Raw genomic sequence first — 26876 nt, forward strand, 5'->3', positions numbered from 1 at the left:
CACGCAGTTAATAAATTTATCTGATGCAACCATATCCGGCAATATGCTGTTATGTTTAACAATTTCCTCCATTTTTCTTTGTATTGCTATTTTCGCTTATTGTTCGTTGTTTATAATTCCTTCTAAGCGGGAATTAATTCCGGAAAAAGAATACCCAAAATTGATATAGACTTAAATTGTAACAAAAGCTTTATTTGTAACACCAATCACTAAAATCGCCTTTTTATGACTAAAAGATTCCTTTGGTTAGAATGGAAATCTTTTTTTAGATCTGCCAGTTTAGGAAAAAGCCTTGGACTAAAAATTTTTATGGGCTTCCTGGCGCTCTATTTTATCGGGATGTTTCTCATTTTAGGAATTGCTCTTTTTCCCTTGCTGAAAAAACTTTATCCTGAAGAAGACCCGATGAAGATCGCAAACCGGTTTGCCCTCGTTTATTTTTCTTTGGAATTAATATTTCGGTTTTTACTGCAAACCCTGCCGGTAATGGACATTAAACCTCTAATGATCCTGCCCATAAAAAAGCGGAAAGTCGTAAATTTTGTTTTGCAGAAATCCCTTTATTCTTATTACAATATCCTACCCATTTTGCTTATCATTCCCTTCGGGATTGTAGCTTATCTGAAAGGAGATTACAGTGGTTGGGCCATGCTGGGCTGGGTCATTGCCATGTTTTCGATTACACTTTGCGTGAACTTTTTCAATTTTATCATAAAAAAGAAGTTTACAGATAATCTAAAAGCATTGATTCCTGTTGTAGCCATAGCCATAATATTAGCACTTTTGGATTACTTCCATATTTTCCAAATAAGTGTTTACTTTGGTAAATTGCTGGATTATTTGCTGGTCTATCCCTATTTGGCGGTCATTCCCGTTATTCTATTAGTGTTGCTTTATAAATGGAACCAGGTGAATCTTCAGGGTAAATTCTACCTGGACGCGGGAATTAAAGGGAAAGCAGTCAAGGCGAATACTAATAGTTTTGCCTGGGCGAGAAAATTTGGAAGTATTGCACCATTTTTACAACTGGATCTCAAGTTGATTTGGAGAAATAAAAGACCAAAAACCACTATATTTCTCTCAATTATTTTTTTGGCTTACGGCTTAATTTTCTATACCAGTGATACTTATGAAAACATGCATGTTTTTGCAGGCATTTTTATCACCGGGATTTTTATGATCAATTTTGGACAATTTGTACCCAGTTGGGATGCTTCCTACTATTCCATGATCATGTCGCAAAATATTCCAATAAAACAATACCTGGCTTCAAAAATGGGACTTATCACCTTTAGTGTGGTGGTATTAGCCATTCTTTCCACGCCCTATGTTTATTTTGGAATGAATATTTTATTGCTGAATATTGCCTGCGCACTTTATAATATCGGCGTAAATGTTCCCATATTGATGTATTCAGGTTCCTTCAACAAGAAAAGGATAGATTTAGATAAAAGTCCGTTTATGAACTATCAGGGAACAGGCGCTTCGCAGTGGCTGGTTGGGCTTCCCTTAATGGTCATTCCCATTTTCTTATTCTGGATCATCAATAAATTTGTGAGTTATGAAATTGCCATGGGAACCCTGGCAGGACTTGGAATTATTGGACTCATTTTAAGACCTTCTCTATTGAATTTTCTTGTGAGTTGTTACAAGAAAAGAAAATATGCGACAATAGAAGGTTTCAAACAAAAAGGAGAATAAATTATGATAACAGTAACAAACCTTTCAAAGGCTTACAGGGGTGCAAAAGTTCTCGATATAGAACATTTAGAAATTCCGCAGGGACAAAGTTTTGGACTTCTGGGAAATAATGGTGCGGGGAAAACCACGTTTTTCAGCCTGCTTTTAGATCTTATTCAGCCAACTACTGGCAGTATTTTCAATAAAGATGTAACCGTTTCCGAAAGTGAAGAATGGAAAACCTTTACCTCTTCATTCATTGACGAAAGCTTTTTAATTGGATATTTGACTCCGGAAGAGTATTTCTATTTTATTGGGGAACTAAGAAACCGCAATAAGGCCGATATCGATTCTTTTTTAGAACAATTTAATGATCTTTTTAATGGTGAAATTTTAGGCCGAAATAAATATTTGCGTGACCTTTCCAAAGGAAACCAGAAAAAAGCCGGAATTGTCGCCGCATTGATTGGGGATCCTGAAATTGTTATTCTGGATGAACCTTTTGCGAATTTGGACCCAACCACGCAAATACGTCTTAAAAAACTCCTGAAGGATATTTCAGTAAATACTCAAACCACAATTTTGATCTCCAGTCACGATTTAATTCATGTGACCGAAGTTTGCGAACGAATTGTTGTTTTGGATAAAGGAGTGGTAGTACGTGATACTCAAACTTCCGCAGCAACCCTGCGCGAACTGGAAGAGTATTTTTCCAGAGAAATCGCTGAGGGATAAGATTTTCTGCTTATGGGCTTTTCCAAAAAGAAGTTTACATTTACATACTAAAGCACTGGTATCTTAGTTAATGAGTATACCAAGAAACGGTTCGATTTGAATACCATTACGCGCATTTTTGTAATCTGCCTTCTTTCCGTAGCAATGTTGAGTTGTTCCAGGAAAAAAAATTCCTTTCTCAGCAGGAATTATCATGCAGTCACTGCGGAATACAATACACTTTATAATGGCCATCTTGCCCTAGATTTGGGTATTCAGGAAATCAATCAAAATTACGCCGATAATTATTGGGATATTCTTCCCATTGAGCGAATGAATATTGATGAAAACATCCTACTTCCGGACAGTGTGCGAAATCAAAATTTTGGAAGAGCTGAAGGAAAAGCGGTAAAAGCGATCCAAAAACATTCTATGCAACTCGAAGGAAAAGAGCGAAATCCGCAGATGGACGAAGCTTATTTGCTTTTGGGGCAGGCCAGGTATTTCGACCAGCGTTTTGTTCCTGCGCTCGATGCGTTTAATTATATTTTATTCCGATATCCCGGGAGTGAAAATATCGCACACGCAAAAGTATGGAGGGAAAAGACAAATTTACGACTAGGAAACGACAGGCTTGCGCTTAAAAACCTTCAGAAATTATTAGATTCTCCAAGGCTGGAAGACCAGGATATTGCCGATGCCAGTTCCACATTGGCCCAGGCGTATATCAATTTGAATTTGCTGGATAGTGCGGTGGCCCCGCTTTACGATGCTACACAATATACTAAAGACAATGATGAACGGGGTAGATATTTTTATATTTTAGGCCAGCTACATAGCCGCTTAGGGGAGCAGCAGAATGCCAATGCTGCTTTTGATGAGGTCATCGCTTTAAACCGAAAATCTCCCCGCATCTACATGATCAATGCCTATGTGGAAAAGGCCAGAAATTACGATCTATCATCTGGAAATAAACAGGAATTACTCGATCTATTAACTGAGTTGGAAGAAGATCGGGAAAACCGACCGTTTTTAGATAAAATATATTTTCAGTTAGGAGAATATTATGCAAAAATAGATTCTACTGAAAAAGCTATTTCTTATTATAATCGCTCCCTAAAAGCGCCTTCCAGTGATATTTATCTAAAATCTGTCAATTACGAAATACTGGCAAATATTAATTTTGACCGGGGCAATTACCTGGCGGCGGGAAAATATTACGATAGCACCTTAACCTATATGTCTCCTGAACTTTTGGAATATCGTTCCCTGAAAAAGAAACGTGAAAAATTGGAAGGGGTGATCCAATATGAAAATGTCCTTGCACAAACCGATAGTATTTTTAGGCTTGTAAATATGAATGAAGATGAGCGCGTGGCCTATTTCCAAAGTTATACAGATACCTTGCGCAGCAGGGCAGTTGCTAAAATGGAAGCAGGTGAATTGCCCGCCTATACCGCAAATATCGGGAGGCCTTCAGCTTTTCCACAGGCGAATTCCATGCCGCCTGCCGATCCTAATTCGGCCAATACCTTTTATTTCTATAATCCTATTCGGGTTTCCAAAGGTGCACAGGAATTTTTAAGGGTTTGGGGACCACGGGAATTACAGGATAATTGGAGATATGCTTCCAGTGCACCAGGACAAACAGTAGTGAATGCCCAGGAGAAGATCATGGACATCAATTTAGATAATGATCCTTTGTATGACCCAATGACCTACGTAAATAAAATTCCGTCGGAAACATTTATCCTGGATAGCCTGGCCACACAGCGAAATTTGGCAAATTATCAGCTGGGTTTGATCTACAGTGAAAATTATGGGGAATACGACCTGGCTTCGGAAAGACTGGAATTTCTATTAGGAAGTCAGCCGGAAGAGCGTTTGGTATTGCCGGCAAAGTATAACCTTTATAAAATTTATCAGTCCCAGGGCCTAACCGCGAAAATGGAAGCGGTAAAAGCAGATATTTTAACCACCTATCCTGATTCGCGTTATGCAACTTTTATTCAGAATCCGGAGAACCTTAAAGTAGACCTAAATAGTCCCGATTTGGTGTATAATGAACTTTATAAAAAATACGAGGCTCAGGATTATGAGACGGTGGTCCGCGAATCAAACAACAATATTGCCATGCTAACCGGCGATCCTATTGTTCCTAAACTGGAACTATTAAAAGCCCAGGCAAATGCCAGATTGCGCGGCCTGGATGCCTACAGGCAGGCACTTAACTATGTTGCACTTACCTATCCGCAAAGCAGGGAAGGACAAAAAGCCCAGGAGATTCTAAATAAAAGCCTTCCTGCCCTGGAGAAAATGGAATTTAATACAGACAGCCTTCAGAATAATTATAAAATTGTTTATCAGGTTGATTCAGAAGAAATAACAAAAGCCGCAGAGTTGAAGCAAATAATTGCAAAAGCAATCTATGATTTGGGTTATAATGACCTGAGTGTTTCTATTGATTTATATGATATAGATCAAAATTTCGTGGTGGTGCATGGACTGAAGGATGAGTCCAAAGCTTTGGGTTTCACAGAATTGCTACAGAACAATAAAAATTACAAATTATCGACAAAAAGCTTGGTTATATCGTCAGAAAACTATAAGATTGTTCAAATTAAGAAAAATTTAAGAGAATTCTTAGATTTGAACTAAACAAAAGATTATGTTTTCTCAATCAAAAAAAGTAAAAATTGCGACTGATTCCAATAATCAAAATCGCATTGCCGCAGGCACTTTGATCATTGGTGATATTTCCGGAAAAGGATGTTTTAGAATAGAAGGAACCTTAAAAGGATCTTTAAAGACTCCGGGAAAAGTGGTCATTGGCGAAGGGGGTTTTATTGAAGGCAACCTGGAATGTGAAAATGCAGATGTGGAAGGAAAAATTCTGGGGAACACCAAAGTAACTAATGTGCTAACTTTGCGCGGCACCGCAAAAGTTGAAGGAGAGGTTATCGCAGGAAGTCTTTCAATTGAACCGGGCGCTAACTTTAATGCAACCTGCCAGACAAATCAGGGAGTGAAATCCTTAAATGATGAAAGAACAAAAACCGAAAGAAGAAAAGAAAAGTCCGCTTAAAAACTGGGCAAAATTATCTGGTATCGCTTTTCAAATGGGCGCCACTATTTTTGTTTGCGCATGGATTGGGAAAAAGCTGGATGAAAAATATCCTCATGAAACCAGTTGGTTTACCCTGGGTTTTGTGCTTTTTGGTTTATTGGCTTCTATTTATTTGGTATTACGCCAGCTTAAAGACCTTAATAATTAGTGGTTTTCTTTAAGAAATACAGAACTTATTTAGCTTTCATATTTTTTATAATAGTTTCATTTAACATTCATTATTTTTTAGCAGAGAGTCTTAACGAAGCGAACCAAGTTTTAAGGCTTATTAAATTTGGCTATGTTTTAAATTTTATTCTTACCGCAATTCTCCTTTTTGCCATTACTTTTATTTCTAAAATCGCGCCCACTCAGGCGGGATATGCATTTCTTGCCTTTAGCGTGGTAAAAGTTGGAATTATCCTTCTAAGTTTCAAAATTTTTAAAGTAGATCTCGAACAATCTGGGGTCTTACATTTCTTTATTCCTTTTTTTATATGTCTTTTTTTCGAAGTTTTTTTATTGGTAAAGCTTCTGAACAGTCAGGACTTCAGTAATAATGCATAATTTCAGGAATTCTCTTTTTCAAAACTTATTCAAAATTTCTTGGGCAATTTTTTTATTTAATTATGTACATTTGCACCGAATTTTAGTAGACTGGAAATTCTGACTTAAATGAAAAAGAAAAATATCGCCAAAGTATATCTTACTGTTTTTATTGCCTTTTTGTCTATTAGCTTGAATGCTAAGGAAAAAGCTGAAGGTGAGCAAGAAGGAGGAAAAGTGGATACTAAAGAGGAGATAAAAGAATATATTGATCATCACCTTGCTGATTCTCATTACTTTAATTTCTTATCAGACGGTGAAGCCGGCGAACACTACGGATTTCCATTACCGGTAATTCTTTGGGATAATGGATTAAAGGTATTTTCTTCCGGAAAATTCCATCACGGTGAAGAACTGGTTGAAATCGATGGCCAGCACTACAAATTATACCATTCAAAAATTTATAAAACAGACGCTAACGGGACCATTAACTATTCCGAAGAATCTGAATATCCTACCAATGAAAGACCTTTAGATTTTTCTATCACCAAGAATGTGGTCACTATGATCGCGGTTTCTTTATTGATGTTTTTAATGTTTAGCGCTTTAGCTTCGGCTTACGGTAAAAAAGATATTCCAACGAAATTTGGCAGATTTTTAGAGCCTTTGGTGATATATGTTAGAGATGATATTGCAAAACCGAATATTGGCCCTAAATACAGAAAATACATGAGCTTTTTGCTTACCGTCTTTTTCTTTATCTGGGTACTGAACCTTATTGGGATGACTCCGCTGGGAATTAATGTAACCGGTAATATCGCCATCACCTTTGCCTTGGCTTTAATTACATTTATCATTGTTCAGTTTAGTGGAAATAAGAGTTATTGGAAGCATATTTTCTGGATGCCGGGAGTACCCATTCCCATGAAAATTGTTTTAGCCCCCATTGAAGTCCTGGGAATGTTCACCAAACCATTTGCATTGATGATTCGTCTTTTTGCAAACATGACCGCAGGTCACGTGGTAATTATGAGTTTGTTGGGATTGATTTTCGTTTTCCAAAACTGGATCGCAGGTCCGGCCTTTTTTGGGTTCACCATATTCATTTCGATTATAGAATTGCTAGTAGCGTTTTTACAGGCGTATATTTTTACCCTGTTAAGCGCATTGTATATTGGAATGGCTGTAGAAGAACATGATGACCACAACCCGGCAGATAATGAAGACATACCGGTATTGTAAATTTTTTAAATAAGTAAGTTTAATTTTTAATAAATAGTTATGGAAGCAATGGATGTAAGTATGATTGGTAAAGGTCTTATCATCATTGGTGCTGGTATCGGTCTGGGAATGATTGGTGGTCGCGCAATGGAGGCAATTGCCCGTCAGCCGGAAGCAACAGGAAAAATCCAAACAGCGATGATTATTATCGCCGCTCTTTTGGAAGGTGTTGCCTTTGCAGCGTTATTCGCTTAATTGAAAAAGAAAAAACCTTTTAACGGTTGGTTAGAAGGTTTTTCTAATTTTTTTTAAAATTATTACTTTTTATATATAGCATATTATGGAAAAGTTATGGAATGATTTTTCTTTCGGATTGTTTTTCTGGCAAATCATTATTTTGGTCGTTCTTATTCTTCTTCTGAAGAAATTTGCCTGGAAACCAATTCTAGACAGCCTTAACAGCCGTGAAGAAGGAATTAAAGATGCATTGGCTTCAGCTGCAAATGCCCGAAAGGAAATGCAAAATCTGAAATCTGACAATGAGAAATTATTGCAGGAAGCACGTGCCGAGAGAGATGGGATCTTACGAGAAGCTCGCGAAATGAAGGAGAAAGTGGTTGCAGATGCTGCAGAAGAAGCGCAGAAAAAAGCTGATAGGATTGTTGCCCAGGCAAAAGAGAGCATCAATCTCGAAAAGCAGGCAGCAATGGCTGAATTGAAAAATCAGGTAGCCGAACTTTCAGTAGAAATTGCTGAAAAAGTAGTTCGTAAAGAATTATCAAATCCAAAAGAGCAACACCAGTTAATCGAAAAAATGATTGGTGACGCCAAGCTAAACTAAGACTATGAAAGGCACCAGAGCTGCATCACGTTACGCAAAGGCAATACTTTCACTGGCAAAGGATAAAAATGCTGCAAAAGATGTTCATGATGACATGCAGGACATTTCCAAAACCATAGCCGGAAGCAGGGAACTTAAAGATACGCTGGCAAGTCCGGTGGTAAAGGATAGTTTAAAAAAGAGTGTATTGTTAGCGGTTTTTAAAAATCTAAACGATATTACTAAAAATGCGATTGGTTTGCTGTTAGAAAATAACAGGATTGCTATTCTTGATGTGGTTGCATTGCAGTACGTTAAAATGTACAATATCGATAATCATATCCAGGAAGCAGTAGTAACCACCGCAGTGCCTTTAGATCATCAACTGGAAAAGGTGATCATGGCAAAGGTTAAAGAATTAACCGGTGCAGAAGCGAGTTTGAAACAAATCGTGGATGAAAGTATCATTGGTGGTTTTATTTTGAGAATTGGTGATTTGCAATACGATGCAAGTGTTGCCAGAAATCTCAACAATTTAAAGAGAAGATTAAAAGACAATTCATACGTTTCAAAATTATAATTAAAACCGGTACGCTATAAGCATACCATTTTATCTTAAATAATTATGGCAGAAGTAAATCCTGCTGAAGTATCAGCAATATTAAAACAACAATTATCAGGTTTTGATTCCAAGGCCTCTTTAGACGAAGTGGGTACCGTTCTAACCGTAGGTGACGGTATTGCAAATGTTTATGGACTGGCTAATGTACAATACGGTGAATTGGTTCAGTTTGAAAGCGGACTTGAAGGAATCGTATTAAACCTGGAGGAAGACAATGTTGGGGTGGTGCTTTTAGGTCCTACTAAAGAGATCAAAGAAGGTTCTACGGTTAAAAGAACTCAGCGAATCGCATCTATCAATGTTGGAGAAGGAATTGTTGGTCGTGTAGTTGATACATTAGGTGCTCCTATTGATGGTAAAGGCGCTATTGAAGGAGAAGTTTTCGAGATGCCTCTTGAGCGTAAAGCACCGGGAGTTATTTTCCGTCAACCGGTAACCGAGCCACTTCAAACGGGGATTAAATCTATCGATGCGATGGTGCCGGTAGGAAGAGGTCAGCGTGAATTAGTGATTGGTGACCGTCAAACAGGTAAAACAACTGTTTGTATCGATACCATTTTGAACCAGAAAGAATTTTACGATGCCGGAGAACCGGTATACTGTATCTATGTAGCGATAGGGCAAAAAGCCTCTACGGTTGCAGGTATAGCAAAAGTATTAGAAGATAAAGGTGCCATGGCTTATACTACTATCGTAGCGGCTAACGCATCAGATCCTGCTCCAATGCAGGTATATGCTCCCTTTGCAGGTGCTGCCATTGGTGAATATTTTAGGGATACAGGTCGTCCTGCACTTATCGTATATGATGATTTATCAAAACAGGCGGTAGCGTATCGTGAGGTTTCCTTGTTATTACGTCGTCCACCGGGACGTGAAGCATATCCTGGAGACGTTTTCTTCCTTCACTCAAGATTACTGGAGCGTGCTGCGAAGGTTATCAATGATGATGGTATTGCGAAGAACATGAATGACCTTCCGGATGCATTAAAAGATAAAGTTAAAGGTGGTGGTTCTTTAACCGCTTTACCTTTAATTGAAACTCAGGCAGGTGACGTTTCCGCATATATCCCTACAAACGTAATTTCGATTACCGATGGGCAGATCTTCCTTACTTCAGATTTATTTAACTCGGGGGTTCGTCCTGCGATTGATGTGGGTATTTCTGTATCACGGGTAGGTGGTAACGCGCAGATCAAATCCATGAAAAAAGTGGCTGGTACCTTAAAACTGGATCAGGCACAATATCGTGAACTGGAAGCCTTCGCTAAATTTGGATCTGATCTTGATGCAGCGACCATGAGTATCATTTCGAAAGGAAAGCGTAATGTTGAGATACTGAAGCAGGGACAAAATGATCCTTACCCGGTAGAAAACCAGATCGCTATTATCTATGCAGGTTCTAAGAACCTATTAAGGGATGTGCCTGTAGAAAAAGTAAAAGAATTTGAAAGGGATTATCTTCAATACCTTAATGCCAAGCACAGAGACGTTTTAGATACCCTGAAAGCTGGAAAATTAACTGATGAGGTTACGGATACATTAACTTCAGCCGCGAAAGAAATTTCAGCGAAATACAAAAAATAATTCAGAATTCAGAATTCAAAATTTTGAATTAATAATTGTAATAAATGGCAAACTTAAAAGAATTACGTAACAGGATCACTTCGGTTTCATCAACCATGCAAATTACCAGTGCCATGAAAATGGTTTCTGCTGCTAAGTTGAGTAAAGCCCAGGATGCTATTACCGCGATGAGGCCATATTCTGAAAAGCTCACGCAGCTTTTACAGGATCTAAGTGCGACTCTGGATGAGGATTCCGGAAGTAAATTTTCTGAAGAGCGGGAAGTGAAAAAAGTATTGATCGTGGCGATTTCTTCTAATAAAGGTCTTGCCGGAGCTTTTAATACTAACATCATTAAGAAAGCCAAACTTAAAATCCTGGAACAGTACGCGGGGAAAGAAGTGGAAATTTATGGTTTAGGTAAAAAAGCCAATGATATTCTTAAGAAAACCTCCCCAATTTATAAGACCGATAATAAGATTTATGACGATCTTAGTTTTGAGAATGCTTCTGATATTGCTGAAGAATTAATGCAATTATTTCTTGACGGAAAATATGACAGGATAGATCTTATCTACAACCAGTTCAAAAATGCCGGTACTCAAATCGTTATGGATGAACAATTGCTTCCTATCGAAAAATTTGAAACTGAAGAAAACAAGCAGTTAGATTATATCTTCGAACCAGATAAGTTGCAGATTGTTAAAGAACTAATTCCAAAATCTTTGAAAATGCAGCTTTTTAAAGCCTTAAGAGATTCATTCGCTTCTGAACATGGAGCAAGGATGACCGCGATGCACAAAGCTACAGATAATGCCCAGGAGCTTAGGGATGACCTTAAACTTTCTTATAACAAAGCGAGACAGGCATCTATTACCAATGAAATCCTTGAAATTGTGGGTGGTGCAGAAGCGCTTAACGGTTAATTAATTGGTCATCCTGAGGCAAGTGATAAAAATTTTAACTAGTACAGGAAATTGACGTATTTTTTAGAATATCTAATGAGATGCTGAAACAAGTTACCATTGACGGTAAATCTAAAGATAAGTATCGTCACCCTGAACTTGATTCAGGGTCTATACTACGCAAATAAATTAAAATACGTCAATGGTAACTAGTTTCAGGATCTTTAAAAAGCTAAAATATTTTCAGCTTAACTAGAAAATATAAATCCTCCTTATGGGGGATTTTTTGTTTGGTACAGCTTTTGTCTTTTAACAGGAAGAACCCTTAAATTTCAGCAATATGAAAAATACACTACTTTTTATGTCTTTTACCTTATTTATGACACTTTTTAGCTCATGCGGGAGCAATAAGGAGCTTCAGGAGAATCCGCCTTCAGAGGTTACAGACTCCTTTTTCTATGAAACCGATAATGGGATGCGTTTAAGTTTTCAGGTTGCTGAAATCCCGGCAGATATTCAATATCAATCGGTCTATTTCCGTGGGTTAAAATCTAATCTTATCGCAGATCCTAACGGGGAAAACATCTTTCATGCCGATTTTAATACTAAAATGAACGATATGGTAATGCATAAGGATCCTAAAAAAGAATACGGAAACACGCCACCACAGAGACCTGAAAAAAGTCCGGTAGAGATTACTCCAAATGAAGCCCTGCTGGTATATACCAAAGATGGGGATCAAAAATACTACAAGCTTACCGGAATTGTGGAAAAGGAATAGGACTTAAAGTTTTATAGTCCTGATTTATTCAGATATTTGCAATAAATCAACTAATTCCTGTTGAGTACATTAAAAAGATTTTTTCAGGATACTTTAATTTACGGTTTCGCGACGGTATTTCCGCGTTTGATGAATTTTGTCTTAGTGCCTTTGCATACTGATATTCTCTCCCGGGAGGAATATTCAGTAAATACAGTATTTTATGTTTGGGCGGCGTTCTTTAATGTGGTGCTTACTTATGGGATGGAAACTTCATTTTTTAGGTTCTTCAGCAGGGCTAAGGAAAAAAACAATGTATTTTCCACAGCCTTTATTGCGCTTACCACGACCACGATAGTTTTCGCCATTCTCGTTTTTATTTTTCAGGATTACCTGATTAATTTAATGGACCTCGATCCATTTTATTTCAAACTTTTATTTAGTGTATTGGTGTTAGATACGCTGGTAGTTGTGCCTTTTGCCTATTTACGCGCGATGAACAGGCCCATTAAATTTGCCGGCATTAAGATCATTAATATCCTGGTGTATGTGGTGCTCAATTTTTATTTTCTTTGGTTTGTACGGGATTATCCTCAATTTGCCCCCCAGTTTATTATCGATAATTATGAACCTAAGGATATTGTGGGTTACATTTTCATCGCCAATCTTGCTGCCAGCGCGATAACTTTCATTTTACTACTGCCATATTTTTTCAGAACCAGGCTAAATTTTGATATTCGTATTTTTAAGCAGATGTGGCATTATGGGTGGCCGGTGATGATTGCCGGGATCGCTTTTGTGATCAATGAAAATCTTGATAAGCTTTTGATCAAGGATATGATTTCCGATGAAATTATGGGAGCTTATTCCGGTTGCTATAAACTGGCGGTTTTTATGACCATTTTTGTACAGGCATTCAAAATGGGTGCGGAGCCTTTTTTCTTTAATCATGCTGAAAAAGAAAATGCCCGCCAGACATATGCTGAAATTCTAAAATATTTCGTCATATCCGGAAGTATCATTTTATTGATTTTAGTGGGTTATATCGATCTCTTTAAGCAATGGGTGATCCGGGATTCCGAATACTGGATCGCAATAAGCATTGTTCCCATAATTCTCCTGGCGAATCTATTCCTGGGAATTTATCACAATCTTTCCGTTTGGTATAAATTAACCGATAGAACCCGTACCGGCATGTATATTTCAATTTTCGGGGCCATTATTACCATTAGCCTGAATGTAATTTTAATCCCCATAATGGGTTTTATTGCAGCAGCATGGGCAACCCTGGGTGCATATGGCGCGATGATGCTCGTATCTTATTTTTTGGGAAGAAAATACTATCCCGTGCCCTATAACGTAAAAAAAATAAGCTTATATCTCCTGTTGTCCATTGGCCTTTCCTTAATTTCCTTTATACATTATCGGAAAGATTATTGGATTGCTTCAGTTTTGCTTGGTATTTTTGTGCTCGTCGTATTTATGTTGGAAAGGAAACAACTCAATAAAATTTTAAAGCAATGATTGTAAAGGTTATCAATAGATCAAAACATAATTTACCCAATTACGAAACTCAGGCTTCGGCAGGAATGGATCTGCGAGCTGAACTTGATGCTCCGATAAGCTTAAAACCTTTAGAGCGCGCGATTATAAAAACCGGACTCTTTATTGAATTGCCTATTGGTTTTGAAGCTCAGGTAAGGCCCAGAAGTGGCCTCGCTGCAAAAAAAGGGATAACTGTCCTAAATTCGCCGGGAACCATCGATGCAGATTACCGCGGGGAAATTGGAGTAATTCTTGTAAACCTTTCCAACGATGAATTTATAGTACAGGATGGGGAGCGGGTTGCCCAACTGGTGATTGCAAAACATGAACAGATAAACTGGGAAGAAGTTGATGTTTTGGGCGATACCTCCCGCGGTGCCGGGGGATTTGGTAGCACGGGCCACCAATAATAGGAATTAGTTGTAAGTTTTATTTAGCATGACTTTCGATAAAAATTTTAAACAAGCGATTAGTGAGTTGCCTTCCGCCGAGAAGGACAAACTGCTTTTGCGCCTTTTAAAAAAGGATCCCATGTTAGCTAACCGCCTGTATTTTGAGCTGGTAAGCACCAATAGTGTGGATGAACTGCGCGAAAAAATGGAAGACAGGATTATTCTTCGCGCAAAGCAAATGCACGAGCGCTTTCATTCGGTAGGCTATTTGCATATGAACGTACGCTATTTAAGCGGTGATATTACCGAGCATGTTAAGATTACGAAAGATAAATTCGGCGAAGCAAGTCTGAATTTATTGTTGTTGGTAGAAGTTTTAAAACATAATAATCCAAACATTTTAAATACGACTCCCAGAAAGGCACGAAAATTCTGTGTCGCGGTAATAGCCAGGATTTTCCGGGTGATGATGATCATAGATAAGTTGCATGAAGATTACCTGTTGGAGTTTGAAGAAAACCTCAATAAGCTCGGCGAATTAATGGGTGAGAATCCATATTTGATGAAAGCAGCGATCAATAATGGCCTGGATGTAAACTGGTTATTAAAAGCTGAAATTCCTGAAAATGTTGTTGAAATATATAAAAACCTAAAATCCAGTGGATTTCTGAAATAATTTAAATAAAGAATATAATAAATATATGAAAATAATTGTCCCTATGGCGGGTCGTGGTTCACGATTACGTCCACATACGTTAACCATCCCAAAACCGTTAATTCCAATTGCCGGCAAACCTATCGTACACAGGCTGGTGGAAGATATAGCCAAAGTTTTAAACGAAAAGATAGATGAAGTTGCTTTTATTATCGGCGAGGATTTTGGAGAGCAGGTAGAACAGGATTTGATGAAAATCGCTGAAAGCCTGGGCGCAAAAGGGACTATATATTATCAGGATAAGCCACTTGGTACAGGGCATGCGATCATGTGTGCTAAGGAATCTCTACAGGGTCCCGCAGTGATTGCTTATGCTGATACCCTGTTTAAAGCCGATTTTAATTTAGATAAATCTGCAGATTCGGTAATGTGGGTGAAAAAGGTGGAAAATCCCTCAGCTTATGGAGTGGTTAAGCTCAATCAAAATGGTGAAATTGTAGATCTTGTAGAAAAACCTAAAGAGTTTGTCTCAGATCTTGCCGTGATTGGAATTTACTATTTTAAAAATGTAGAAGTTTTAAAGGATGAACTTCAAAATGTACTGGATCAAAAACTAACGCGTGGCGGGGAATACCAAATCAATGATGGAATTGAGGCCATGAGAAAGAACGGATTAAAATTTGTTCCGGGAAAAGTTGATGAGTGGATGGATTGCGGTAATAAAAATGTGACCGTAGAAACCAATGGCAGAATGCTTAATTTTCTGCATAATGACAGGGAAAAATTAATTGCAGATTCAGTAAAAATCAAGGACTCTGAAATTACCGAGCCTTGCTATATTGGAGAAAATGTAGAATTGATCAATGCGAAAATAGGTCCGAATGTTTCTATTGGCGACGGATCTAGAATTGTGAACAGCAGCATTAAAAATAGTTTGATCCAAACTTTTGCTGAAGTACAAAATGCAAAGCTGGATAATGCGATGATAGGAAATTTTGCCAAATTTGATGGTGATTTCAAAGAAATCAGTATTGGTGATTATTCAGTTTTAGAATAACTATATGCAAAAGCTTATTTACATTTTGATGCTTGTTCTTCTTGGATTTTCTTCAAAATCCCAGGAAGTGCAGCGCCCATTTCAGGAGGTAAATCAGGATGACCTGGGAAATGTAAGTGATGAATTTCAGGAGAATTTTTTTGAAGCTTTAAAGCAAAAGGGTATTGAAAATTATGAAAAAGCGATCACTTCCCTGGAGAAATGCCTGCAAATTGATGCTTCCAATGCGGTGGTTTATTTTGAATTGGGCAAGAATTATCAAAACTTAAAAAAGTATGATGAAGCTGTTCAAAATTTTCAAAAAGCTCACGAGCTTCTACCGCAAAAAGAATCGATTCTTCAGTATTTGTTAGACACCTATAAGGAGACAGGGAATATTTCCGAAGGAATTTCAACGGTTCAAAAACTCACCAAACTAGATCCAAAATATGAGCAGGATTTAATCGGTTTTTATATTTTGAACGAAGATTATGACAAGGCACTTGCGGTGATTGACAAACTGGATGAAAATTTAGGCGTAAATGCCTATCGAAATGCCATGCGTCGCCAGATTTATTCCAGAACAAATAATACCGATGCCCAAATTTCCAATTTGGAAAAAAGTATTGGTGCCAACCCTGAAATTGAACAGAATTACCTCAACCTCATCTATATTTACAGTGAAAATGGCGAGGAAAAAGAGGCTTTTAGAATTGCGGAGGAATTATTGGAAACTAATCCCGGTTCTTCCCTGGCGCATCTGGCCCTTTATAAATTTTATCTCGATCAAAGTAAGACTGAAAAGGCGATCACTTCCATGAAAATTGTTTTTCAAAGTGAAGAGATCGATGCCGAATCAAAATTTAAAGTCTTGAATGATTTTATGAATTTCGTTCAGAAGAATCCAGAGTATGAAAAAGAATTGATCGATATCACCGGAAAGCTTTCAGAATGGGAAAATACCCCGCAACTTTACGAACAACTTGGGGATTATCACCTTTCTAAAAACAATTTTGAGGACGCTTTGACGTTTTTTGAACTGGGTATTGCCACGGACGAAGACAATTTTGAATTGCTTAAAAAAACACTTTTACTGCAATTAAAGGCAGGAAAATATGAGTCGGCTTCAAATTTGACAAAAAACGGGCTGGAAGTTTTCCCCTCTCAGCCATTGCTATATCTCTTGCAGGGAGTCGCTTTGAATAATCAGGATAATTATGCTGCCGCGGCTGAAAGCCTGGAAGAAGGTTTGGATTATTTGATTGAAGATGAAAAAATGGAAATGGATTTTTATACCGAGTTAATGAAAGCTTATCTCGGTTTAAATAATGCGGAAAAAGTAAACGATTTTAAAACTAGGGCAGCAGCACTAAAGAAATTAATAAATTGATGTTGAAAAGAATTCTAATTCTAAGTATAGTAAGTGTTTTCCTTTTTTCCTGCGGAAGCTCGAAACGGGTTAAAACCACCAAAACAAAAAATACTGAAGCCGCGTCTATCATTCAGCAGCATTACGATAGCGAAGCCAACTTTAAAACGGTTTCGGGAAGGTTACGTGCGGTGTATCAGGATGATGAAAAAACACAATCGGTAAATTTAAGTTTTAGAATGGAAAAAGACAAAGCCATTTGGATGAGCGCAAGCATCCTTGGTTTTCCTGTGGCTAAAGCATATATCACCCCGCAAAGAGCCAGTTATTATGAGAAAGTGACCCAAACTTATTTTGATGGGGATTTTTCAGTGTTAAGTGATTTTTTAGGAACGCCCCTGGATTTTGAAAAACTTCAGAATTTATTGATTGGTCAGGCCATTTACGATCTTCGTGAGGAAGATTACGATTTTTCCACGAATGCTCGGGGATTTCAGTTTTCATCACCTGCCAGAGATATGATCAAAAAAATGTTTTTGATCGATAATGGGACTTTTAAAGCTACGGCGCAACAACTTTCCCAGGAAGACGATAATCGTGGACTAACGGTGACGTATTCAAATTATCAAAGCGTAGATGGGATTGTTTTTCCGGAAAATATTAAAATCATTGCCAACGAGGCCGGCTCTAATACAAATATCGATCTTACCTACAGGTCGTTAACTTTTGGGGAAGAATTAAGCTTTCCATTTGAGATCCCTTCAGGCTATGAGGAAATTAGCTTAAACTAACTGAATGATAAAGCTGAAACCGTTTCTTTTTTTACTGCTTTTCTTCGGAAATCTCTTTATCCTCCAGGCGCAGGATCGTGAAGATCTTGAAAAAAGGAGGGTGGAATTAAGAGAGCAGATAAAGCGTATTTCTGAATTGCGAATCTCTAATCAGAAAAAACAGCAATCAGTTTTAACCCAGGTAGAAGACCTTAATCAGCAAATAAGGAGCACGGAAGATCTTATAAAATTAACCAACCAGCAGGCAAATTTGCTTACCCGCGAAATTTCCACCAATACAAACAAAATTGGGGAGCTTAGGAAAGAGCTGGAACAGTTGAAAGCAGACTATGCCCAAATGATTGAGAAGTCGTATAAAAGCAAGTCCCAGCAAAGCAGGATCATGTTCTTGCTGTCTTCGGAAAACTTTTTACAGGCATACAAGCGACTTCAGTATATGAAACAGTATACTAATTATCGCAAGCAGCAGGGAGAAGAAATCAAAGCAAATACCCTGAAACTTCAGGAATTAAATACCAATCTTCTGAAGCAAAAAGAACAGAAAGACCAGTTAATCGCTGAAAACCGTAAAACCAGAGCCGATTTAGAGAAAAACCGAAAGTCCCAAAACACCTTGATGGCTTCCATCAATAAACGGGAAGGGGAATTTGCCTCACAAATTAGATCGAAGCAAAACCAGATCAACGAAATTGACCGTGAAATCGACAGGATGATTCGCGAGTCCATTGCCAAAGCCAATAAAGAAAGCGGGTCAACTTCCAGGACCTCGTATGAATTAACACCTGCCGCAAAAGCCCTTGCCGCCGATTTTGCCAATAATAAAGGAAAATTGCCCTGGCCGGTAAGATCTGGAATCGTGACCATGAGGTTTGGGACACAGCCACATCCGGTAGTAAAATCAGTCATGGTGAACAATAATGGTGTGCGCATAGATACCGATGAAAAAGGAAAAGCCAGGGCTATTTTTAACGGTACCGTTAGTGAAGTTCAGGCAGTGAAAGGAGCGAACCAGGCTATAATGGTGAGACATGGAGATTATATTACTATTTATAACAACCTGGAAGCTGTTTATGTGAAACGTGGGGATAATGTAACTACCAACCAGGAGCTTGGAGAAATTGCCACAAATAAAGCCACAGGAAAAACGACCTTACACTTTTTGTTATATAAGAATAATCAAAAATTAGATCCAGCATTATGGATCTATCAGATGTAAGCACGCAACCAAATGCAATTTTTGTATCTTTTATAAAAGGCTATATTTTGAAAATCTTAAAAATATCGGTTTTACTGTTCCTTATCTTGCAGTACGTAAGCTGTTCTTACGATATAAGGATCGAGGCAGATCGCAGGATACAGGTTGTGGGTGAAATCAATTCAACCTTGGACAATATTTCTGTTTATTCTATTGCCGGCAATCAGGCAGGTTCTTATAGTCAGGAAGAAGGACACCTGCTGGGAAGAGGCATGAGCAAAAACGGCAGTTTTGATTTTGTTAGCTTAAAACCTGAAAATGCCGGAATTTCTATCTTGATAAATCCTCCCGGTTTTGATAATTACACTAATACCATCAGCACGACTTTTATTAATGTTCAGCCACAAAATAGGCTTCGTATTATCAATATTCCTGAAATTTCACTTCCAGAACTTGCAAGCGTTCAGGTGAATTTTATCAATATCTCGGGTGCAGCAGCAATTGCTTATCAAATAGCTTTTTTACCGCCTGTAAATGAATATGCCTATACCAATACTGGAGAACTGGAAGTTTCAGGTGACTTTTTCAATCGTGTGAACCTTCGTAGCAATAGTCTTGAAAATTCTGACTCTTATATAGAAGACAGAATTAAATCTTTGGTAGGCACTAAAGTCGAAATAATTTATAGCGTAGATGAAGGAGAGGAATTAACTGAAAGCTTTATTATAGAAGATCAAAATGTTTTGTATGAGATCGAATATTAAAGTGCTGATAGCGATCATATTTCCGGTCTTTTTATTTGGACAGGAGTTGGAAAAAAATGAGAGCAATGTTAAAGACACTACCAAAGTCAATATGATGTATTCCCCGGGAAATCCTGAATCGGTTGCTTTCAATATTGGTTTTTTTCGGCCTATAGGCTTAGGAAATTCAGCAATGGCAGAGGCTTATACGTATAAAAATCCGGGTTTTGAATTCACCTTCAATTGGTTTGTGCAGCAGCATTTTACCATTGGAGCGAGCGTGGATTATTTTAACGGGATGGTAGAAGATCGCTCAAAAGTGGGTGAAATCTCCAGAACAGGAGTGGCCTCCCTGTCGGCACATCTCGGATATTATAAAGCGATCACCCGTGAATGGTATTGGCATGTGCTTGCTGGTTATGGTTATGTCTCTTATAGCAGCAAATCTGCTGAAGATAGATTTCTGGAAGAAGGCAACATGATTTTTTTAAGGAATGAAATTGGGCATCGGTTCACCAAAACACTTGCTGTTTATGGAAAAATAGAACTTCGGAACGATTTTATGGATGTGATCACTTCCCGGGAACTGGACAATTATTTCAATAGCAATTTATTCCTGAATTTAGGAATTGGTTTGCGCATCAATCTTCAAAATCCAGATGGATAATTTATTCAAAAAGGGCTTTTAGTTCCGTTGCTTCTGAAGGTTTCATTTTTCCTGCCAATACCAGGCTCAGCTGCTTTCTTCTCAGCGCTGCATCATAACGTTCCTTTTCGAGATCGGTTTTAGGCTCTAGGGCTGGAATTTGAATTGGAGTTCCGGTTTCGTCTACCGCAACAAAAGTATAAATGGCCTCATTTGCTTTAGATCTACGGCCACTTTCCCGATCTTCCACCCAAACATCTATAAAAATCTCCATAGACGATTTAAACGCCCGGGAAACGGCTGCTTCAACTGTTACCACACTTCCTAACGGAATAGCTTTGTTAAAAGCGACATGGTTTACAGATGCGGTAACCACAATTCTTCTACTATGTCTTCTGGCAGCGATACTGGCTGCCCGATCCATACGGGCAAGGAGTTCGCCTCCAAAAAGATTGTTCAAAGGATTGGTTTCGCTGGGTAAAACTAAATCGGTAAGTATGGTTCTTGAGTCGCTGGGTGCTTTAGCCTCCATTTTCAAATTTTTGGCAAAAATAAGGTAGATATAGGTGAAAGCTCCGTTAAGGCTATATTAAAATTCCTGAACCAATAACCAGGCACCTTCATTGGTATTTTTTACCTGATACAATTTTTTGATAGCTTCCCTGCGGGATTCATGGCTGGAATAAACCACCTGATGTAATCCGTATTTATTCTCACCAAGTAGTCTGGCTTTGTGACCTTCAGTCTTTAATTCTGCAACCTTTTTCTCGGCATTTTCTTTTACCCGGAAGGCACCGGCGATGACATGATAATTTCCTTCCTGTTTTTCCACTTCAAAAGTAATGGCAGGTAGAGGATTATCGATCACAAAAGTTGCCTGCTGAATTTGTTGCTCAAGTTTACTTTCAGCTACCTGTTGTTCCGCGATATTATGCTGGGCAACCTGGTTGCTATAAATATTTAATCCTGCAAAACCTGAAAGGCCTATCGCTAATAAGCCCACTGCGGCATATTTAATCCAGGTTGAAGATCTTTTTTCCGGAGTAAGATAAATAGGGGCTTTTTCTTCAATTTTCGCAACCTGTTCTTTATAGATTTCCCTGGAAACCTGTGTAGTTTCAAAGGAATGTAAACCAAAAGAAGTAGCAAGGAAATTAATAGTTGAAGAGGGTTCAAACTGAACACTATCTTCGCTGTCTAAAAAAAGCTTCCCGATATTCGCCAGTTCCACTTCATGTTGAGCCTGAAGCGAATTCTCAATACTATTTACAAATTCACCTATTCTGGAGTTTGCCGCATCATAATCTATATGCTCAACACTGGCGATATAATTGGCCAGAAGACCATCATTTTTATATAATTGCCTATTGAAGGAAATTACCTTTTTTGGAGGAAAGAACTCGTTGGTATCGGCATCTATAAAAGCCGATTGTCTCTGTGATAAGAAGGCTCCGAATCCCGGAAGGATCACACATTCGTATCTATAAAGTAAATCCTGTATATAGGTAGCTATCTTCATGTAAGCAAAAATATAGGTTTAGGCAGAGAGATAAAGTTACCCAAAGATTTTTTATTAACAAATCTTTTTTATTGTAATTTTAATTAAATTGGAAAGGATGACGGGGAATGATCTTTTTTATGCGCTTGTGCTTCAGCATATTCCGAATATGGGAGATGCCACGGCTAAAAAATTAATTCGGAAATTTGGGAGTGCAGAAAATGTATTAAAAGAGAAAAAATCTGCGCTGCTAAAACTGGATGGAATAGGGGAAGCCAAAGTTCGCGATCTTCAGAATAAGGAGCATTTTAAAGCAGCGGAAGAGGAATTAAAATTCATTGAAAAGAACAATGTGCAAACACACTATTTCCTTGAAGGATCGTATCCTGAAAAATTGAAACATTGCCTGGACTCGCCTATCATTTTATTTTCCAGGGGAAATATTAATCTGAACAAAAGGAAGATTATAAGTGTTGTGGGAACCAGGCAAATTACTGCTCATGGCATCACGTTTTGCGAAAAATTTATCGAAGATTTGGAAATATTGAATCCGGTTATTGTTTCCGGATTTGCCTATGGGGTAGATATTTGTGCACATAAAGCAGCGATTAAAAATGAACTTCAAACGGTAGCCTGTCTCGCTCACGGCTTTCAAACTATTTATCCGAAAGCTCATAAAAAATATATAAATCAGATGATGGAAAATGGTGGGTTTTATACCGATTTCTGGAGCACTGATAAATTTGATCGTAATAATTTCCTGAAAAGGAACAGAATAATTGCCGGATTAAGTGAGGCAACTGTTGTTATTGAAAGCGCTGAAAAAGGTGGCGCTTTGGTCACGGCAGATATTGCCTCTTCTTACGATCGGGAAATTTTTGCAGTCCCGGGTCGTCCTACAGATAAATTTAGTTCTGGTTGTAATAATCTTATAAGGCGGCAGAATGCCCATGTGCTTACTTCTGCAGCAGACCTTGTGTATATCCTGAACTGGAAAGCAGATGAGGATCCAAAACCAGTTCAAAAACAATTATTTGTTCAGTTGGATTCCGAAGAACAAAAAGTTTATGATTATTTAAACGAGCAGGGAAAAACCGAATTGGATGCTCTTGCGCTAAATTGCAATTTTCCTACTTTTAAAACCGCTTCTTTATTACTGAATATGGAATTGAAAGGCGCGGTTAGGCCGTTGCCGGGAAAAATATTCGAAATTATTTAATATCCTAAAGTAGACCGGACCCTTCCCAAAACTCCATTAGCAACAAGCCTGGCTTTTTCGGCGCCAATGGCCAAAGCTTTATCTATTTCCGGTAGATTGTGGATGTAATATTCATATTTTTCTCTGGGTGCTGAGAATTTTTCTTTTACAAGTTCAAATAAAGCCTGTTTGGCATGTCCATAACCAAAACCTCCACCTTCATAATTTTTCCGCATGCTGGCGACCTGCTCTTGAGTGCCCATTATCTCGTATAAAGCAAAAACATTACAGGTATCGGGATTTTTAGGTTCTTCCAGCGGAGTGCTATCGGTTTGAATCCCCATAATCTGTTTCCGCAATTGTTTATCTGTTTGAAAAATATTGATGGTATTATCTTTAGACTTGCTCATTTTCTCGCCGTCGGTGCCTGGAATATACATGGTTTCCTTCTGTATTTTAGCTTCGGGCATTACAAAGACATCCCCCATTTTTGCATGGAACCGTGCAGCAACATCGCGCGTCATTTCTATATGCTGTAATTGATCTTTTCCTACGGGAACAATATCGGCATCATACAACAAAATATCGGCGGCCATTAACATGGGATAGGAAAACAACCCACTATTCACATCTTCAAGGCGATCGGCTTTGTCTTTAAAAGAGTGTGCCAGGGTTAAGCGCTGGTAAGGGAAAAAACAGCTCAAATACCAGGATAATTCCGTGACCTGAGGAATATCGCTTTGGCGATAAAAAACACTTCTTTCAATATCCAAACCGCAGGCCAGCCAGGTTGCTGCAACAGAATAGGTGTTTTCGCGCAATGTATTCGCATCTTTGATTTGAGTGAGCGAATGCAAATCTGCAATAAAAATAAAAGAATCATTTTCCGGTTCATTGGCCATGGAAATTGCGGGCATAATTGCGCCAAGCAAATTCCCTAAATGTGGTGTTCCTGTGCTTTGTATACCTGTAAGTATTCTGGACATGGCAATTTTTAATTTGCTGCAAAGGTAATTTTTTTATAGAATTCAGTCATTTCATTTTATTACTTTTGAAATCTATGAAGTACTTGGAAAAGGCAGCGATTTTCGTATGGCGTATCTGGTTTTATATATTGATGGTGATACCAATTGTGTTGATGCTTCCGGTGCTTATTATTTTCACTTCTTCTGAAAAATTTTATCCTCAATATTTTGTTTGTTCCCGTATCTGGGCGAAAACAATACTTTTTGGGATGGGATTTCAAATAAAGCTGGTTGCCGATCAACTTCCGGAAAAGCATAAAAGTTATATGCTCGTGGCCAATCACACCTCGATCATCGATATTATGTTAATGCTTAGCATTATAAAACAACCTTTCGTTTTTCTTGGAAAAAGGGAATTAGGACGTATTCCTGTTTTCGGATTTTTCTATCGTAGGACCTGCATTCTTGTGGACAGAAAAAATACACGGAGCAGGCAGGCTGCATTTTTGGAAGCCCAGCGCAGATTGAAACAGCAGAATAGCGTTTGTATTTTCCCTGAAGGCGGAGTGCCCAATGATCATAATATTTTGCTCGATGAATTTAAAGATGGTGCTTTCATGTTAGCGATAGAACATCAAATTCCTATTATTCCCATAACTTTTCATGATTCTAAAAAGCGATTTTCCTATAATTTTTTAAGTGGAGCCCCGGGAAAATTACGCGTAAAAATCCACAATTTTATACCAACAAAGGATTTGGTTCCCCAGGATCGCAGGACTTTAAAAGAAAGGGTGAGAGAAGTAATCCTGAAAGAATTGGAAAATCCAACGGTACATTAAAACCGGATCTTAAGGCCGGTATAAATCCCAAAGTTTAACGGGCTTACATTATTTACATTATCAAAGGTATTCAGCTGATATTTTATAATGGGTTCCAAACTCAGGCCAAAAGTTTCATTAAGATCATAATCCAAACCTAAACCAAGGTTGGCGCTAAAACTGGTATTCTTAATATTCGTCGCTTTTCCAAGATCTGATACATTTGTTCCAGAAACAATTTCCAGACTGTTTTTATCCAGGAATAAACTACTTCCACCTCCTATAAGATTTAAACCGAATTTCTTATCGATCAAAGCATATTCAAGTTCTACAGGAATTTCAATAAATCCAAATTGCTGATTGATCTCTCCGGGGATAAAAAATGCTGTGGAAAAGCCATTCTCAGAATAATCGGGCATAGGCCCATTTAAAGGATCTCCGGAATCGGCATTTGGCGAGCTATTGCTCAAAGCGAACATATTTGGGTTTCCGGAAATATTATCTACATTTTGCGCAAGCACCATGGGAGAAAAACCAATATCGCGAGTGGTATTATTAACTTCAATTTTACTAATTCCGGTCCTAATTTTCAACTTTTTATTAAGCTCATAAGCTAATTTAACCCCGTAAGAAACTGTCACATCAGAGCGCGTAGTATTTCCATCAAATTCTGAAGAAATCTCATTTCCTCCCCCAACATTTTTGTAAAATAATGGCGCGGCAAAAGTGGAGAGGCTAAAACGTTTAGTATCGGTTTCCGGGGTTTCTATTTCTTTTTCTGAATTCTTTTCCAATTCAGCGATGAGGATATTCGAATCTTCTTTAGATGGGGAAAGTATTTCTTCATTTTTTTCTTTTTCCGCATCCACTTCTACGAGCGCTGCTTCGGTTTTAGATGTTTCTGAAATAGCTTCTTCGGAATTTTTAATCTGTCCCGTTTTTTCTTCGGAAGTTGTTCGATCATGATCAGCGATGCGTATTTCCGATTGATCATTTTCAGGATCCTTTGTAACTTTTACGTTTGCTTTGGTCGATATTGCTGAATTTGGGCTTTCTTCCTTAGAATAATCGTTGGTGGCATATTTTGTACCTGAAACGGAAGAAGCTTTTTGCTCTTTGAAGTTCCCGGGAGCTTCAGATTTGTTAGTTCCTTCCTGCCCTGATGCATTTTCTTCTTCTCCCTCTTTATTTATATCTGCGATTTTTTCTTCTTCAGTTGAAAGTAATGGAGTCTCATTATTTTGCTCAATATCTTCCTGGATATTTTCTTCAACTACCGGATTTTGAATGGAATCCATATCAGTTTCAGATTTAAACATTAGGCCTGCAACTATGAGAGCTAAAACAGCGGCAACACTACCAATTTTCGCCCAAAGGGGAATAATTAAGGCTCGCCGCCTTTTCTTCTTCTCCAGTGCCAGTGCTATATTTTGCCAAATTTCGTAAGGTGGTTCCTGCTCAAAATCTTTAAATTTTTCCTGGAAAATCCGGTCTATATGTTTTTTTTCTTTCATGATGTTTTTGCCGAATTACATTTCTCCTGATCGTTTTCAATTTTTTCTTTCAGTACCAGTCTTGCCCTGGATAGATTGGACTTGGAAGTACCTTCAGAAATGTTTAGTGCCTTAGCAATTTCCCGATGCGAAAAACCATCCAATACATAGAGGTTAAAAACCTGCCTGTACCTTTCAGGTAAACTTTGTACACATAGCAGTAAATAATCCAGTGAAATTTCCTCACTGTCCAGTTCTACTTCATCATTAGCTTCCAAGAGATTTTCATGGGAGATGGCATAAACTTTTTGTTCACGGTGTTTTTGAAGGGCAGTATTAATAATGACCCTTTTCATCCAGCCTTCAAAAGAGCCTTCGTTTTTAAATTGGGAGATTTTAGCGAATATCGTTAAAAACCCATCTTGTAAGTTATCCTCCGCCTCCTGCCTGTTATTGGAATATTTTAGGCATAGGCCAAAAAGCTTTGCCGAATAAAGCCGGTAAAGCTGTTCTTGTGCATTTCTATTCTCTTCCCTGCACTGGCGAATGAGTTTGTTTAAACTCACAAAGGTTTTTTGTTTGGTTTTTAGCGGTA

Annotated in this window: 28 protein-coding genes; 23 read left to right on the forward strand and 5 right to left on the reverse strand. The window is 38.1% G+C overall.

What is annotated here, in order from left to right; genetic code table 11:
• Positions 1-225 precede the first annotated feature (225 nt).
• The 21 genes from DHD80_RS03320 (at position 226) to DHD80_RS03420 (ending at position 20330) form a co-directional block, all read left to right on the forward strand.
• Complete coding sequence (locus tag DHD80_RS03320) at positions 226-1701, forward strand: DUF5687 family protein (protein WP_251739562.1); 1476 nt, start codon at positions 226-228, stop codon at positions 1699-1701.
• Positions 1702-1704: 3 nt separating this feature from the next.
• Entirely contained in the window at positions 1705-2415 is a 711-nt protein-coding gene (locus DHD80_RS03325; protein ID WP_251739564.1) for an ABC transporter ATP-binding protein, read from the forward strand.
• Positions 2416-2511: 96 nt separating this feature from the next.
• Entirely contained in the window at positions 2512-5052 is a 2541-nt protein-coding gene (locus tag DHD80_RS03330; RefSeq protein ID WP_251739565.1) for a hypothetical protein, read from the forward strand.
• 10 nt (positions 5053-5062) lie between these two features.
• Complete coding sequence (locus tag DHD80_RS03335; protein ID WP_251739566.1) at positions 5063-5479, forward strand: polymer-forming cytoskeletal protein; 417 nt, start codon at positions 5063-5065, stop codon at positions 5477-5479.
• Entirely contained in the window at positions 5433-5669 is a 237-nt protein-coding gene (locus DHD80_RS03340; RefSeq protein WP_251739567.1) for an AtpZ/AtpI family protein, read from the forward strand. The genes DHD80_RS03335 and DHD80_RS03340 overlap by 47 nt, the downstream gene beginning before the upstream one ends.
• A 506-nt stretch (positions 5670-6175) precedes the next feature.
• Positions 6176-7288 carry a F0F1 ATP synthase subunit A gene (gene atpB / locus DHD80_RS03345; RefSeq protein WP_251739569.1) on the forward strand — a complete coding sequence of 371 codons (1113 nt, stop codon included), beginning with the start codon at positions 6176-6178 and terminating at the stop codon, positions 7286-7288.
• A 48-nt stretch (positions 7289-7336) separates the two neighbouring features.
• Positions 7337-7522: an ATP synthase F0 subunit C gene (gene atpE, locus DHD80_RS03350; protein WP_251739932.1), complete on the forward strand. Its 186-nt coding sequence runs from the start codon at positions 7337-7339 to the stop codon at positions 7520-7522.
• Positions 7523-7607: 85 nt separating this feature from the next.
• Complete coding sequence (locus DHD80_RS03355) at positions 7608-8108, forward strand: F0F1 ATP synthase subunit B (RefSeq protein WP_251739570.1); 501 nt, start codon at positions 7608-7610, stop codon at positions 8106-8108.
• A 4-nt stretch (positions 8109-8112) separates the two neighbouring features.
• A complete protein-coding gene (atpH, locus tag DHD80_RS03360) occupies positions 8113-8667 on the forward strand; it encodes an ATP synthase F1 subunit delta (RefSeq protein ID WP_251739572.1) in 555 nt (184 codons plus the stop codon).
• Between the two features lie 45 nt (positions 8668-8712).
• The gene (gene atpA, locus DHD80_RS03365) at positions 8713-10293 is read left to right on the forward strand and encodes a F0F1 ATP synthase subunit alpha (protein ID WP_251739573.1); all 1581 of its coding nucleotides are present in this window, start codon (positions 8713-8715) and stop codon (positions 10291-10293) included.
• 44 nt (positions 10294-10337) lie between these two features.
• Positions 10338-11198 (forward strand): ATP synthase F1 subunit gamma, encoded by an 861-nt coding sequence (gene atpG, locus DHD80_RS03370; protein WP_251739575.1) that lies wholly within the window; start codon positions 10338-10340, stop codon positions 11196-11198.
• Positions 11199-11517: 319 nt separating this feature from the next.
• The gene (locus DHD80_RS03375) at positions 11518-11958 is read left to right on the forward strand and encodes a hypothetical protein (protein ID WP_251739576.1); all 441 of its coding nucleotides are present in this window, start codon (positions 11518-11520) and stop codon (positions 11956-11958) included.
• A 60-nt stretch (positions 11959-12018) separates the two neighbouring features.
• A complete protein-coding gene (locus DHD80_RS03380; RefSeq protein ID WP_251739577.1) occupies positions 12019-13461 on the forward strand; it encodes an oligosaccharide flippase family protein in 1443 nt (480 codons plus the stop codon).
• Positions 13458-13892 (forward strand): dUTP diphosphatase, encoded by a 435-nt coding sequence (gene dut / locus DHD80_RS03385; RefSeq protein ID WP_251739579.1) that lies wholly within the window; start codon positions 13458-13460, stop codon positions 13890-13892. Before DHD80_RS03380 ends, dut begins: the two co-directional genes overlap by 4 nt.
• A 28-nt stretch (positions 13893-13920) precedes the next feature.
• Positions 13921-14550, forward strand: coding sequence for a hypothetical protein (locus DHD80_RS03390; RefSeq protein ID WP_251739581.1), 630 nt, complete (start codon positions 13921-13923; stop codon positions 14548-14550).
• A 25-nt stretch (positions 14551-14575) separates the two neighbouring features.
• Entirely contained in the window at positions 14576-15586 is a 1011-nt protein-coding gene (locus DHD80_RS03395; RefSeq protein ID WP_251739583.1) for a sugar phosphate nucleotidyltransferase, read from the forward strand.
• Between the two features lie 4 nt (positions 15587-15590).
• Entirely contained in the window at positions 15591-16955 is a 1365-nt protein-coding gene (locus tag DHD80_RS03400) for a tetratricopeptide repeat protein (protein WP_251739584.1), read from the forward strand.
• On the forward strand, positions 16955-17725 hold the full coding sequence (locus tag DHD80_RS03405) for a DUF4292 domain-containing protein (RefSeq protein WP_251739585.1): 771 nt from the start codon (positions 16955-16957) through the stop codon (positions 17723-17725). Before DHD80_RS03400 ends, DHD80_RS03405 begins: the two co-directional genes overlap by 1 nt.
• Before the next feature lie 4 nt (positions 17726-17729).
• Positions 17730-18941: a peptidoglycan DD-metalloendopeptidase family protein gene (locus tag DHD80_RS03410; RefSeq protein WP_251739586.1), complete on the forward strand. Its 1212-nt coding sequence runs from the start codon at positions 17730-17732 to the stop codon at positions 18939-18941.
• Entirely contained in the window at positions 18923-19684 is a 762-nt protein-coding gene (locus DHD80_RS03415) for a hypothetical protein (protein WP_251739588.1), read from the forward strand. The genes DHD80_RS03410 and DHD80_RS03415 overlap by 19 nt, the downstream gene beginning before the upstream one ends.
• A complete protein-coding gene (locus DHD80_RS03420) occupies positions 19668-20330 on the forward strand; it encodes an autotransporter domain-containing protein (protein WP_251739590.1) in 663 nt (220 codons plus the stop codon). Before DHD80_RS03415 ends, DHD80_RS03420 begins: the two co-directional genes overlap by 17 nt.
• A gap of 1 nt (position 20331) precedes the next feature.
• Here the strand turns inward: DHD80_RS03420 and DHD80_RS03425 are convergent, their stop codons facing one another.
• On the reverse strand, positions 20332-20841 hold the full coding sequence (locus DHD80_RS03425; protein ID WP_251739592.1) for an acyl-CoA thioesterase: 510 nt from the start codon (positions 20839-20841) through the stop codon (positions 20332-20334).
• A gap of 57 nt (positions 20842-20898) precedes the next feature.
• Positions 20899-21828 (reverse strand): SPOR domain-containing protein, encoded by a 930-nt coding sequence (locus tag DHD80_RS03430; protein ID WP_251739593.1) that lies wholly within the window; start codon positions 21826-21828, stop codon positions 20899-20901.
• A 97-nt stretch (positions 21829-21925) separates the two neighbouring features.
• On the opposite strand from DHD80_RS03430, the gene dprA reads away from it, so the two are divergent.
• Entirely contained in the window at positions 21926-23026 is a 1101-nt protein-coding gene (dprA, locus tag DHD80_RS03435) for a DNA-processing protein DprA (RefSeq protein ID WP_251739595.1), read from the forward strand.
• Here dprA and trpS read toward each other — a convergent pair.
• A complete protein-coding gene (gene trpS, locus DHD80_RS03440) occupies positions 23023-23991 on the reverse strand; it encodes a tryptophan--tRNA ligase (RefSeq protein WP_251739597.1) in 969 nt (322 codons plus the stop codon). The genes dprA and trpS overlap by 4 nt on opposite strands.
• Positions 23992-24065: 74 nt before the next feature.
• On the opposite strand from trpS, the gene DHD80_RS03445 reads away from it, so the two are divergent.
• Complete coding sequence (locus tag DHD80_RS03445; protein ID WP_251739599.1) at positions 24066-24809, forward strand: lysophospholipid acyltransferase family protein; 744 nt, start codon at positions 24066-24068, stop codon at positions 24807-24809.
• Here DHD80_RS03445 and DHD80_RS03450 read toward each other — a convergent pair.
• On the reverse strand, positions 24806-26302 hold the full coding sequence (locus tag DHD80_RS03450; RefSeq protein WP_251739600.1) for a hypothetical protein: 1497 nt from the start codon (positions 26300-26302) through the stop codon (positions 24806-24808). The two genes, DHD80_RS03445 and DHD80_RS03450, sit on opposite strands and share 4 nt — an antisense overlap.
• On the reverse strand, positions 26299-26847 hold the full coding sequence (locus tag DHD80_RS03455; RefSeq protein WP_251739602.1) for a sigma-70 family RNA polymerase sigma factor: 549 nt from the start codon (positions 26845-26847) through the stop codon (positions 26299-26301). The genes DHD80_RS03450 and DHD80_RS03455 overlap by 4 nt, the downstream gene beginning before the upstream one ends.
• Between the last annotated feature and the right edge of the window lie 29 nt (positions 26848-26876).

The sequence above is a fragment of the Gramella sp. AN32 genome, from assembly GCF_023718305.1.
Lineage (GTDB): Bacteria > Bacteroidota > Bacteroidia > Flavobacteriales > Flavobacteriaceae > Christiangramia > Christiangramia antarctica.